Below are 12212 nucleotides of genomic sequence, written 5' to 3'. Positions count from 1 at the left end.
ATAACGATTGGCTACGTCAGGAGCGCTAGCTGACCGCGCGACCCCCGAAGGTGGTACACAGGGAACAGTTGCGGTTGATGTCGCCATTCTCGTTGGCTTCGCGCCCCTCCCACATGGAAGGGGCCCTGATGCGCCTCGAACTCTCCCCACTCGACCACAGCGCCAGACCCGGTCGCACTCGCCCACGGCTCTTCGCCGCAGCGGCAGTCGTGACCGTCGGACTCCTGGCCATCGGTGCCGGACCGGCGAACGCCGCGACCTCGATCGACGGCCCGATCTTCCTCGGCACGGCAGCCGACTACGGCGTCCTCGCCGCATCGACCGTCACCAACACCGGCGTGACCACGATCAACGGCGACCTCGGGCTCAGCCCGGGGAGCTCCGTGACCGGCTTCCCCCCGGGCCTCGTCAACGGCACCCAGAACGTGACGAACGAGCCCGCCGCCCTCGCCAAGAACGACCTCCTCACCGCGATGGGCGTCGCCTCCAGCCTCACACCGGCCCCGCAGCAGGTCGGCGACCTCACCGACCTCAACCTCACTCCCGGTGTCTACGCCGGTGGAGAGATCTCCCTCACCGGGAACGTGACGCTCACCGGTACCGCGGAGTCGGTCTGGGTCTTCCAGGCTGCGAGCACGCTGAAGACCGCCACCGGTTCCTCGGTGACCCTCGTCGGCGGCGCAAGCGCCTGCAACGTGTTCTGGCGTGTCGGCAGCGAGGCCACGCTCGACGGAGGCGCGCCCTTCGTCGGCACGATCCTCGCCGACACGTCCATCTCCACGGGAGCGGGCACGGTCGTCGAAGGACGTCTCCTCGCCTCCACCGGCGCCGTGACGCTCATCAACACCGTCATCAACCGGCCGACCGGCTGCGACGACGGCAGCGGCTCCGCCGTGACCACGAGCCCGGAGATCACCTCCACTCCGCTCCCCGGCGGCACCGTCGGCACGACGTACGACAGCACGGTCACCTCGACCGGCAGCCCCGACGCGACGTACACCGTCACCTCGGGTGCCCTGCCCCCGGGACTCGTCCTCGACGGCGTGACCGGTGGCGTGACCGGTACGCCGACGACGCCCGGGACCTACACGGTGACCATCACCGCGAGCAACGGCACCGCACCCGACGACTCCATCGAATCGACGATCGTCATCACGGAGGCCGTCCCGCCGGGCACTCCGCAGGTCCCCGGTCAGCCGGCGGTTCCGGCCGGAGACATCACGAGGCTCCCCGACACCGGGTTCCAGGGATCCACGCTCGCGATCGTGGCCGGCTCCCTGCTCGGCCTCGGCCTGCTCGCGGGTATCGCCTCGGTGATCGTGCGACGTCGTCGACGCGACCAGCTGGGTGGCTGACGCGACACTGGTCGGCAGCCTGACGCCGTGACCGTAGGCTGAGGGCATGGACCACAAGCAGCTGCGCTCCTTCGTCGCCTCCGCGGAGACCCTCCACTTCGCGAAGGCGGCCAAGGCGCTCGGTGTGCCGAGAAGCACCGTCGTCGCCGACGTCCGGAAGCTCGAGGAGAGCGTCGGAGCGGAACTGTTCGCCCGTGACGTGGAGTCCACGCAGCTGACGGACGCCGGCTACGCGTTCCTCATCGAGGCGCGTCGCCAACTCGACGCCTCTGCGGCAGCGGCAGCGAAGTCGGCTCCCGCGCCGGGTGGCAAGGCCAAGGCGAACAAGGGCAAGGGTCGCGCGCCCAAGGTCAAGGGCGAGCCGCTCCCGTACAAGAAGCGCCAGGGTCGCTGAGCGGTACGCGCCGTCAGCGGTCCTGCGTCTCCGACGCGGACTCGACGACCCGCACCGATTCGCCTCGCCGCTCCGCGTCGGCTCGGGCCGTCCGTGCGATCGACACGAGGGTCTCGACAGGGGTCGTCGCGGCCGAATCCACCACGACGCCGAGGTTCGCAGCACCGGCGAAACCGTCGAGCTGCTGCGTCACGGCCTCGCGGTAGCCGGCGGCGATCGGTGCCGCGAGGTCGTGCAGCCCAGAGAGGCCGGTCGGCCCCGGTTCGACCGACGTGGCCACGAGGATCGTCCCACTCCACACGCGGGTGCAGACGGACCCGGCCGGCAACTCACGGAAGACCGCGGCGGCGAGCAGCGCCTCCAGCTCCCCCGCCGTCGCCATCCCGTAGGCGCGGCGGAGGTCGCCGTAGCCGTCGATGGCCACGACGAGGATCGCGAGGCGACGATCGGACTGTTGCCCGTCGCGGAGTCGGGTCGCCTCGGCGATGAACGCGCGGCGCCCCACCGCGCGGACGCCCATCCGCTCCGAGGAGAGGCGCTGCTTGCGCTCCCAGGAGCGCAGGAGGACGAGGCCGACGGCGACCGCGACGACGAACACGAGGTTCATGTAGGTCACGATGGGCGTGCTGAACAGCCGCTCGAAGGTCTCCGAGTGAGGACCCGCCGCGAGGTAGACCGCGAGCCGCACGGCGGTGAACACGGCGTGCAGGATCATGACGACGACGAGCACCAGCGTCGCCGGCGCCGTCCGCATGCGCCCCCGCCGTGCCTCGTACGCGACGAGCAGCGACAGCATGATGAGCGAGATGAGCCGGGCGATGGTACCGGCCCACTCCGGGTCGTCGGTGGGGTCGAGGACGGCGGAGATCGCCGTCACCCCGACGAAGAGGGTGCCGAGCAGCACGAGGCTGCGTCGACCGTTGAACAGCCGGCACCCGACCCACAGGGCGGCGATCGAAGCGACCATGGCGGCGTTGGCGACGGCGACGATCCACACCGAGTCGCCGTTGAGCGTGGCGGCGAGATAGCTGACCGCCGAGAGCAGGGTGGTGGCGAATCCCGACATCCAGGCTGCCAGGTGGCGTCCGGCTAGGGTTCGCGCGCTGTCGAGTCCGTAGAAGATCCCGCACGCGGCGCAGACGATCACCGCCACCACCAGCATGCTCGCCAGATCGATCGTCACCCGGTGCCTCCCCCAGGCGCCCGTTCGGGTGGCGCCTCATCGAGCGTACCGCCGGAGCAGCACCTCGCTGACGGCAGGGGCTTCGGAACCATCAGGGTGCTGAACCACGGAGACCCGATGTGCCACCATCGATCCATGCGCGAATCGCCCGACCGTCCCGTCGCCGTCCGCGCGACGGCGTTCCGTGGCAGGTCGAGATGGCGCCGACGGCCGCTGCGGTTCGTGGGCTACGACGCCCTCCTGCCGGACGGTTCCGTCAGGTTCGACGTGGATCTCGCCGCAGCCATGCCTACCCACCCGGCGGATGCCTCGACCCGCGACACGAACGTCCACGACCGCTGCCCCGAGGTCGGTGCCGGTCCGTGGGTCGACGGGTTCGGGCGTGCCGTCGAAGGGCCAGACGACGGCGGACCATCGCTGAGTGCGCGGCGCCGGGCGCGCCCGCGACCCGCCGGGCCATCCCGCCGCCGCCCATCGGCGAAGGTCGGCCGACGCTGGCTCACCGGGTTCGGCGTGGCAGCGCTCGGCCTCGGTGCCCTGCTCGTCATCGGCCCGCTCCGCGACACCCCTCTGGGCTTCCTCGGCGCGGTCAGCGCCCTCGTCGGGGTCGCCGCCCTCGCGGGCTTGCTCCCTCGCGCCAGACGGTGGTGGTGACGGTGCGCTACGTCGACCATGAACCGGGAATGTGGTTCCTCGTCGAGCAGGAGGGTTCGCTCTACCTCCACGCGAGGTACAGCTACAGCGCCCTCATCGACGATTCCGCGCTCATCCGACTGAACGACACCGAGCTCGCCGCCTACCTCGCGGGCGACCACGATGTCCTGTCGGATCTCGCGACGCGTGTCCACAACAGCGCGCCCTATCGAGCTGAGTCGAAGTTCTTCAGCAGGGATCTGTACCGCAGCGCAGACGGCCCGCAGTATCGTGAAGCCGTCTCAGCGGCGATCGCCGATCACACGTGGATCGCGGAACAGCGGCGGAAGCGGTGACCACCACCGAGAACGCTCATTCCGTCGATTGGAGCGCCTGTCGACGACGGAACGTGCGCTTTCGACGGGCTAGACGTTGAACCTGAACTCCACGACGTCGCCGTCCTGCATGACGTAGTCCTTGCCCTCCATGCGGGCCTTGCCCTTGGAGCGGGCCTCGGCGACGGAGCCGGTCTCGACGAGGTCGTCGAAGGAGATGACCTCGGCCTTGATGAAGCCCTTCTCGAAGTCCGTGTGGATGACGCCGGCCGCCTGGGGCGCCTTGGCACCCTGCGGGATCGTCCACGCGCGCGACTCCTTCGGCCCCGCCGTGAGGTAGGTCTGCAGGCCGAGCGTCGCGAAACCGATGCGTGCGAGCTGGTCGAGGCCGGACTCGGTCTGGCCGGTCGATTCGAGCATCTCGCGGGCGTCGTCCTCGTCGAGGTCGACGAGCTCCGACTCGAGCTTGGCGTCGAGGAAGACGGCCTTCGCCGGCGCCACGAGCGCGGCCAGCTCGTCGAGCTTCGCCTGGTCCTGGAGGACCTCCTCGTCGACGTTGAAGACGTAGATGAACGGCTTGGCCGTGAGGAGACCGAGCTCCTTGATGGGCGTGAGGTCGATCTTCGTCGCCGAGAGCGGGGTGCCGGCGTTCAGCGCGTCCTGCGCCTCCTTCGCCGCCGCGAGGACGGAGGGGTCGAGCTTCTTGCCCTTGACCTCCTTCTCGAACCGGGTGACCGCCTTCTCGAGCGTCTCGAGGTCGGCGAGGATGAGCTCGGTGTTGATGGTCTCCATGTCGGAGGCCGGGTTCACGTCGCCGTCCACGTGCACGACGTCGGGGTCGGCGAAGCCGCGCACGACCTGCGCGATGGCGTCGGCCTCGCGGATGTTCGCGAGGAACTTGTTGCCGAGCCCCTCCCCCTCGCTCGCGCCCTTGACGATGCCGGCGATGTCGACGAAGGACACGGCGGCGGGCAGGATGCGCTCGCTGCCGAAGATCTCCGCGAGCTTGCCGAGCCGGGCGTCGGGCAGTTCGACCACGCCGACGTTCGGCTCGATCGTCGCGAACGGATAGTTCGCTGCGAGCACGTTGTTGCGCGTGAGCGCGTTGAACAGGGTGGACTTGCCGACGTTGGGCAGGCCGACGATGCCGAGAGTAAGAGCCACGAGGGTCTATCGTACTTGGCCGCGCGGCCCCGTGGGTCGCGCCTCCGCTCCGGGCACGGATCGGCACCGTCGATCGAGCGGCATGCGGCGTGCCACCCGGGCGGTGTCGGACGCTGGTGCGAGGGTGAGGACGTGCCACTGGATTTCACCGCCATCGACTTCGAGACCGCGAACTCGTCATCCGCCTCCGCCTGCAGCGTGGGCCTCGTCAGGGTCCGAGACGGCGCCGTCGTCGACCGCGCGGGCTGGCTCATCCAGCCCCCTGCCGGACACGACGCGTTCCTCGAGTGGAACACGCGCATCCACGGGATCGTCGCGACCGACGTCCTCGGTGCGCCCGGTTGGGCGGACCAGCTCGACACCCTCCTCGACTTCGCCCAGGGTGACGCGCTCGTCGCCCACAACGCCGGCTTCGACATGGGCGTCATCCGCGGTGGGTGCGCAGCCACCGGCCTCGACTGCCCCGACCTCAGCTACCTGTGCAGTCTCAACGTCGCACGCAAGACGTATCAGCTCGACTCCTACCGGCTCCCGGTGGCCGCCCTCGCCGCCGGGTTCGACGACTTCCAGCACCACGACGCCACCGGCGACGCCGAGGCCTCCGCGCACATCATCATCCACGCCGCCGCCCGCCACGGCGCCTCCTCGATCGCCGAACTCGCGCAGCTCACGAGCGTGAAGATCGGCCGGATCGGGACGGCCGTCGCCGCCTGAGCCCGCGGTCGCCGCGCGGCCTCCGAGCGATGTCGGCGGCCCGCGACACACTGAGGGCATGGACAGCGCACTCGCCCTCGGGATCGGCCTCCTCATCGGACTCGTCATCGGCGCAGCCGTGGCGGTCCTCCTACTGCAGCGGCGCACCGGCACGGGATCGGTCGACCCGGCGCTGCTCGAGGCCAGGCACACCGCCCAGCTCGCCGACCTCCGTGGCCAGCAGGCGCAGCTCCTCGCCGACGCCTCCGCGAAGGAGGCGGAACTCCGCGCCGCACTGCGCGCCGAACTCGCCGCCCTCGACGCCACAGCCGACGGTCTCGGGCGTGAGCTGAACGCCCAGCGCGAGCAGTACCGCGAGCTCGCCGAACGCCACCGCGCCGACGCCGAACGACGATCGCGCCAGGAACACGAGGAGAGTCAGGTCCTGCAGGCCCTCGCGCCCGTGCAGCACAGCCTCGAACACATGCAGGCGAAGGTCGCGGAACTCGAGCAGCAGCGCAGCCGACAGCACGGTGAGCTCGCACAACAACTGAAGACGGCTTCGGAGTCCGAGGAACGCCTGCGGTCCACGACGGAGTCGCTCGCCTCGGCGCTCCGGAACAACGCGACCCGCGGCGTCTGGGGCGAGACCCAGCTCCGCAACGTCGTCGAAGCCGCGGGCCTCACACAACGCGTCGACTTCGACCTGCAGTCGAGCATCACCTCCGACAACGGCGTCGGCCGACCCGACATGGTCGTGCGGCTCCCCGGCGGCAAGTCGATCGCGGTCGACGCGAAGGTGCCGTTCGCGCAGTACCTCGAAGCCAGCACCATCCCCGTCACCGCGACGGGCGAGGAGGCCGCGCGACGCACCGCCCTCCTCGCGCAGCACGTGAAGGCCGTGCGGTCGCATGTCGACGCCCTCGCGGCGAAGGGGTACTGGCGCGGCCTCGAGTCGAGCCCGGAGTTCGTCATCTGCTTCATCCCGAGCGAGTCGCTCCTCGCCGCAGCGCTCGAGGCCGACGCGAGCCTGCTCGACTACGCCTTCGGCAAACGGGTCGCCCTCGCCTCCCCCGTCAACCTGTGGGCGGTCCTCAAGACGGTCGCGTTCACCTGGCAGCAGGACGTCCTCACCGAGGACGCGAAGCGACTGTTCGACCTCGGCAAGGAGCTCTACCAGCGGCTCTCGACGCTGTCGGACCACGCCGACCGCCTGCGCCGGTCGATCGAGAGCACGGTCACCAACTACAACCAGTTCGCCTCGTCGTTCGAGACCCGCGTGCTCGTCACGGCGCGCAAGCTCGACGCCCTCGAAGAGGCGACGGTCATCGGTCAGGTGAGCCAGAGCGACGCCTCACCGAAGCGCCTCACCGCACCGGAGGCGCAGCCCTCGCCGGAGCCGTCCGATGCCGAGCCGAGCGAGCTCGAGGCCCGGCTCGCGCACCGGCTCCAGGACTGACCGGCACGAACGCCGCACGACGAAGCGCCCGGCACCACCGTGAGGTGGAGCCGGGCGCTTCGCGCTGCTGGAAGAGCGGCTACAGCCACTTCGCAGCGAGGTGGTCCGCCTCGACACGACGGATGGTGCCGGAACGCGACCGCAGCACGAGGCTCTCGGTGCGGATGATCGGACCCTTGCGCTGCACACCGTCGACGAGTTCACCGTGGGTGACGCCCGTCGCGACGAAGTACGTGTTGTCGCCGCGTACGAGGTCGTTCGCGCCGAGGACACGTTCGAGGTCGTGACCGGCCGCGAGCGCACGCTCGCGTTCGGCGTCGTCCTTCGGCATGAGCTTGCCCTGGATGAGGCCACCGAGCGCCTTCACCGCACACGCGGTGATGATGCCCTCGGGCGTGCCGCCGATGCCGACGCACATGTCGATCCGTGAGTCGTAGCGCGCGGCGTTGATGCCACCCGCGACGTCGCCGTCGAGCAGCAGACGCGTTCCAGCTCCGGCCGCGCGGATCTCCTCGATGAGCTGCGCGTGGCGCGGTCGGTCGAGGACGGCGACGCGGATGTCCTCGGGCTGCTTGCCCTTGGCCTTCGCGAGCTCGCGGATGTTGTCGCCGATGGACTGGCTGATGTCGACGACACCGATGCCGTCGGCGCCGGTGACGATCTTGTCCATGTAGAACACCGCGGACGGGTCGAACATGCTGCCACGGTCGGACACGGCGATGACGGAGAGGGCGTTCTGCCGGCCGGCGGCGGTGAGGCTCGTGCCGTCGATCGGGTCGACCGCGATGTCGCAGGACGGGCCGCGGCCGTTGCCGACGTGCTCGCCGTTGAAGAGCATGGGCGCTTCGTCCTTCTCGCCCTCGCCGATGACGACCACGCCGTCGAAGTTGACGGTGCCGAGGAAGGCGCGCATGGCGTCGACCGCCGCACCGTCGGCGGCGTTCTTGTCGCCTCGCCCGATGAACGGCGCCGCCCGGATCGCGGCGGCCTCCGTCGCTCTCACGAGCTCCATGGCGAGGTTGCGGTCGGGTTGCAGATAGTGGGAGCCGGTTTCAGGCTGGGTCACTGGATCCTCCATGGATCGCTCGCCTCGTGGGACACGACGCTTCGGTGGATGAGGGTTTCAGCCTATCGAACCGGGCCGGGAAGGCCGGTGGATGCGTCTCGATCGAGGCGCTTCCGTGACCTCGTCAGCGGGCTCCCGGGACCGACGACGACGGACTCGACCGTGACACCGCCGTCAGCGCCGGCCCGGACTCCGGCGAGTTCGGCTCCGGCGGCGAGCGCGGTCGACGTGACGGCGCTGAGCAGCAGCCAGCCGTCGTCGCGGCAGAGTTCGTCGAGCGGGACCTCGCGGTCGAGATCGGTCCCTGCCTCGATAAGCCGCTCCCGTTCCTCCGGCGACTGCGGTGCGAAGCGCGCCGTCATCCAGCCATCGAGGGCCCGGACCGCGGCAGCCGTGAGGATGCCCTCCGGGGCCCCGCCCACGCCGAGGAGCAGATCGAGGTCGCCGTCGGCGGCCGCGGCCCGCAGTGACAGGGCGACGTCGCCATCCGTGAAGCTCACGAGCTCGGCACCGGCGGCGGTCACGGCCTGGGCGGTCGCCGCGTTCCGAGGACGGTCCTGGACCGCGACGCGCAGTTGCTCGACCGGCCGCCCCAGCCGCGCGGCGAGCCGGTCGAGGGTCACCGCGATCGGGTCGCCGAGCGACAGCTCGCGTCCCGCACCAGCCGCGACGAGCTTCTCGAGGTAGTACGCCGGGCCGATGTCGAACATCGCACCGCGCGGGGCGATGGCGATGACGGCGACGGAGTCCGGCTTCCCGGCGGCCGCGAGCTTGGTGCCGTCCACGGGGTCGACGGCGAGGTCGATCGCCGGCCCCGCACCCGTGCCGAAGCGTTCGCCCACGAAGAGCATGGGCGCCTGGTCCTTCTCGCCCTCCCCCACGACGACGCGCCCGTCGACCGGGAGCGATTCGAGCGCCCGGCGGAGCGCGTCGACGGCGACCCCGTCGATCCGCATGCCGTCGCCGCCACCCACGAGACCCGCGACGGCGGCAGCGGCGGCCCGCGTGGCGTCGAGGAAGCCGTCGAGGAGGTCGGTGTCCGGGGCGTGCTCGATCATGTCCCCATCGTGCCGTATGCCTCGGAGCCCGAGTCACTAGACTTCAAGGCGAATCGTCCCCACGCAAGGAGAAGACATGCCCGTCGCCACCCCGGAACAGTACGCAGCGATGCTCGACAAGGCGAAGTCGAACGGGTTCGCGTACCCGGCGTTCAACGTCTCGAGCAGCCAGACCATCAACTCCGTCCTCCAGGGCCTCACCGAGGCCGGTTCCGACGGCATCATCCAGGTCACCACGGGCGGCGCCGACTACTTCGCCGGCCACACCGTGAAGAACCGCGCCGCCGGCGCGATCGCCTTCGCGAAGTTCGCCACCGAGGTCGCCAAGAACTACCCCGTCACCGTCGCGCTCCACACCGACCACTGCCCGAAGGACGCGCTCGACGGCTTCGTCATGCCGCTCATCGCCGCCTCCGAAGAAGAGGTCAAGGCCGGTCGCAACCCGATCTTCCAGTCCCACATGTGGGACGGCTCGGCGGTCCCGCTCACGGAGAACCTCGAGATCGCGACCGAGATGCTGAAGCGCACCAAGGCCATCAACGCCATCCTCGAGGTCGAGATCGGCGTCGTCGGCGGCGAAGAGGACGGCGTCAGCCACGACATCAACGAGCACCTGTACACCACCCTCGACGACGCCATCGCGACCGTCGAGGCGCTCGGCCTCGGCGAGCAGGGTCGCTACATGGCCGCCCTCACCTTCGGCAACGTGCACGGCGTCTACAAGCCCGGCAACGTCAAGCTCCAGCCCGAGCTGCTGAAGACCATCCAGGACGGCCTCACCGCCAAGTACGGCCACGGCCCCAAGCCGCTCGACCTCGTGTTCCACGGTGGGTCGGGTTCCACCGACGCCGAGATCGCCGAGGCCGTCGCGAACGGTGTCGTCAAGATGAACATCGACACCGACACGCAGTACGCGTTCACCCGCTCGATCGCCGGCTACATGCTCTCGAACTACGAGGGCGTGCTGAAGCTCGACGGCGAGGTCGGCAACAAGAAGCTCTACGACCCCCGCGCCTGGGGCAAGGTCGCCGAGTCGGCGATGGCCGCTCGCGTCGTGGAGTCGACGAAGCAGCTCGGCTCGTACGGCACCAGCACCTCCTAGTCACCTGCACGAACAGAACGGGCCCGGCATCGCTGCCGGGCCCGTTCTTCGTGTGTGGATGACTACGGCTGCTGCGAGCGGACGTACTCGAAGACGGCGGGGTCGGCCCCGAGTGCCACCGAGAGGCAGAGAATGAAGACCACGTTCGCCACGACGCCGGCGACGATCGGGATCCAGAAGGTGATGCGGCCGGCGCGGAGCGAGCGGCGGGACAGGATGACGGCACCCATCCAGAGCGCGATCTGAATACCGAGCGCCAGGATGCCCATGGCACTCGCGAGGCCGTCGGAAGAGTACCCCGACACTCCCATCTGCACGAGAAACGGCCGAATCTGCCCGGGAAGGTCCAGCATGCCCGGCATCGTGTAGATCAGGCCGACGAGACCGAGTCCGAGCAGGATCGACGTCGCGATCCGGTCTCCGGCGACGGGTCGTCTGGCGGCCACGGCCGGAGCGCCCGGCTGCATCACCCCAGGCTCATGCGCCTGCTCGCGCGTCTGCTCGCGGAGGGTGGGCTCCTGCTGCTGCCGTGGCTGCCGTTCGACGGGGACGACCGGCGCGATGCCGAGCTCCTCCGCCCGCTGCTCGTCGATGGGCTCGGCGATCCGGGCACGCTGCTCCTCGGGGGACGCGTACTCACCGAACTGCGGACGGGGGCGGGATTCGCTCATGGTCGACGCCCTCCCAGGGCGCGCGGATCGGTCGTGCCGGCAAGGTCTTTGCGCAGCTCCTTCGGCAGGGAGAACATGAGGTCCTCCTCGGCCGTCTTGACTTCCTGCACCGCGCCGTAGCCGGCACCGGAGAGCTCTTCGAGGACCTCGTCGACGAGGACCTCCGGCACGGAGGCGCCGCTCGTGACACCGACGGTGACGACGCCGTCGAGCCAGGACTGCTGGATCTCGTGCGCGTAGTCGACGCGGTAGGCGGCCTTCGCGCCGTATTCGAGCGCGACCTCCACGAGGCGCACCGAGTTCGAGGAGTTCGCCGACCCGACCACGATCACGAGGTCGGCGTCCTGGGCGACCTTCTTGATGGCGACCTGACGGTTCTGGGTCGCGTAGCAGATGTCGTCGCTCGGCGGATCCTGGAGCTTCGGGAACCGCTCGCGCAGGCGGCGGACCGTCTCCATGGTCTCGTCCACCGACAGCGTGGTCTGCGAGAGCCACACGACCTTGTCGGGGTCGGCGACGACGAGGTCGTCGACGGCTTCCGGGCTCGTCACGAGCGTGACGTGCTCGGGTGCCTCACCGGCCGTGCCCTCGACCTCCTCGTGCCCTTCGTGTCCGATGAGCAGGATCTCGTAGTCGTCGCGGGCGAAGCGCACGGCCTCGCGGTGGACCTTCGTGACGAGCGGGCAGGTGGCGTCGATCGCGAGCAGCCCGCGGTCGGCGGCGGCATCGACCACGGCGGGCGAAACGCCATGCGCACTGAAGACGATGTGCGCGCCGGACGGCACCTCGTCGACCTCTTCCACGAACACGGCGCCCCGGGCCTCGAGCTGATCGACGACGTGCACGTTGTGGACGATCTGCTTCCGGACGTACACCGGCGCGCCGTAGTGCTCGAGCGCCTTCTCGACGGCGACGACCGCGCGGTCCACGCCGGCGCAGTAACCGCGCGGGGCGGCCAGCAGGACGCGCTTCTCCCCGGCGACGGGGAGGTCTGCGAGGCGTCCGGCGATACGTCGGAGCCTCGGCATGCCGAGGCCGATGGCTGGGGCGTCGCGGAGATCGGTCACGTGTGGATTCTACGCGGCAGCGCTCGGGAGTC

General features: G+C 70.0%; 13 protein-coding genes. 7 read left to right on the top strand and 6 right to left on the bottom strand.

Annotation, left to right across the window (positions count from 1 at the left end; genetic code table 11):
• Positions 1–128 precede the first annotated feature (128 nt).
• Positions 129–1355 (top strand): ice-binding family protein, encoded by a 1227-nt coding sequence (locus BWO91_RS07200; protein ID WP_167620450.1) that lies wholly within the window; start codon positions 129–131, stop codon positions 1353–1355.
• 46 nt (positions 1356–1401) lie between these two features.
• Positions 1402–1749 carry a LysR family transcriptional regulator gene (locus BWO91_RS07195; protein WP_064296432.1) on the top strand — a complete coding sequence of 116 codons (348 nt, stop codon included), beginning with the start codon at positions 1402–1404 and terminating at the stop codon, positions 1747–1749.
• Between the two features lie 13 nt (positions 1750–1762).
• Here BWO91_RS07195 and BWO91_RS07190 read toward each other — a convergent pair whose 3' ends face one another.
• Positions 1763–2932: a hypothetical protein gene (locus BWO91_RS07190; RefSeq protein WP_079002069.1), complete on the bottom strand. Its 1170-nt coding sequence runs from the start codon at positions 2930–2932 to the stop codon at positions 1763–1765.
• A 135-nt stretch (positions 2933–3067) separates the two neighbouring features.
• Here BWO91_RS07190 and BWO91_RS07185 point away from each other — a divergent pair, with 135 nt between their 5' ends.
• A complete protein-coding gene (locus BWO91_RS07185; protein ID WP_079002067.1) occupies positions 3068–3586 on the top strand; it encodes a hypothetical protein in 519 nt (172 codons plus the stop codon).
• Between the two features lie 29 nt (positions 3587–3615).
• Positions 3616–3921: a hypothetical protein gene (locus BWO91_RS07180; protein WP_079002065.1), complete on the top strand. Its 306-nt coding sequence runs from the start codon at positions 3616–3618 to the stop codon at positions 3919–3921.
• Between the two features lie 69 nt (positions 3922–3990).
• On the opposite strand, the gene ychF is transcribed toward BWO91_RS07180, so the two are convergent.
• Entirely contained in the window at positions 3991–5064 is a 1074-nt protein-coding gene (gene ychF, locus BWO91_RS07175; RefSeq protein ID WP_079002064.1) for a redox-regulated ATPase YchF, read from the bottom strand.
• A gap of 132 nt (positions 5065–5196) precedes the next feature.
• Between ychF and BWO91_RS07170 the strand changes: the two genes are divergently transcribed.
• Both BWO91_RS07170 and rmuC read left to right on the top strand, forming a co-directional pair.
• Positions 5197–5778 carry an exonuclease domain-containing protein gene (locus BWO91_RS07170; protein WP_079003874.1) on the top strand — a complete coding sequence of 194 codons (582 nt, stop codon included), beginning with the start codon at positions 5197–5199 and terminating at the stop codon, positions 5776–5778.
• A gap of 58 nt (positions 5779–5836) precedes the next feature.
• Positions 5837–7216, top strand: a complete 1380-nt coding sequence (gene rmuC / locus BWO91_RS07165) for a DNA recombination protein RmuC (protein ID WP_079002062.1) — start codon at positions 5837–5839, stop codon at positions 7214–7216.
• Between the two features lie 79 nt (positions 7217–7295).
• On the opposite strand, the gene glpX is transcribed toward rmuC, so the two are convergent.
• The gene (gene glpX, locus BWO91_RS07160) at positions 7296–8294 is read right to left on the bottom strand and encodes a class II fructose-bisphosphatase (RefSeq protein WP_079002060.1); all 999 of its coding nucleotides are present in this window, start codon (positions 8292–8294) and stop codon (positions 7296–7298) included.
• 50 nt (positions 8295–8344) lie between these two features.
• Positions 8345–9340, bottom strand: a complete 996-nt coding sequence (locus tag BWO91_RS07155) for a fructose-bisphosphatase class II (RefSeq protein ID WP_079002058.1) — start codon at positions 9338–9340, stop codon at positions 8345–8347.
• 76 nt (positions 9341–9416) lie between these two features.
• Between BWO91_RS07155 and fbaA the strand changes: the two genes are divergently transcribed.
• Complete coding sequence (fbaA, locus tag BWO91_RS07150) at positions 9417–10442, top strand: class II fructose-bisphosphate aldolase (protein WP_064296439.1); 1026 nt, start codon at positions 9417–9419, stop codon at positions 10440–10442.
• A 62-nt stretch (positions 10443–10504) separates the two neighbouring features.
• On the opposite strand, the gene BWO91_RS07145 is transcribed toward fbaA, so the two are convergent.
• Complete coding sequence (locus BWO91_RS07145; RefSeq protein WP_079002056.1) at positions 10505–11113, bottom strand: DUF6264 family protein; 609 nt, start codon at positions 11111–11113, stop codon at positions 10505–10507.
• A complete protein-coding gene (locus BWO91_RS07140) occupies positions 11110–12141 on the bottom strand; it encodes a 4-hydroxy-3-methylbut-2-enyl diphosphate reductase (protein WP_079003873.1) in 1032 nt (343 codons plus the stop codon). The genes BWO91_RS07145 and BWO91_RS07140 overlap by 4 nt, the downstream gene beginning before the upstream one ends.
• Positions 12142–12212: the final 71 nt, after the last annotated feature.

The organism is Plantibacter flavus (genome assembly GCF_002024505.1).
Lineage (GTDB): Bacteria > Actinomycetota > Actinomycetes > Actinomycetales > Microbacteriaceae > Plantibacter > Plantibacter flavus_A.
Note: the sequence above shows the minus strand (reverse complement) of the source record. Positions and strands in the feature narration are given on the sequence as shown.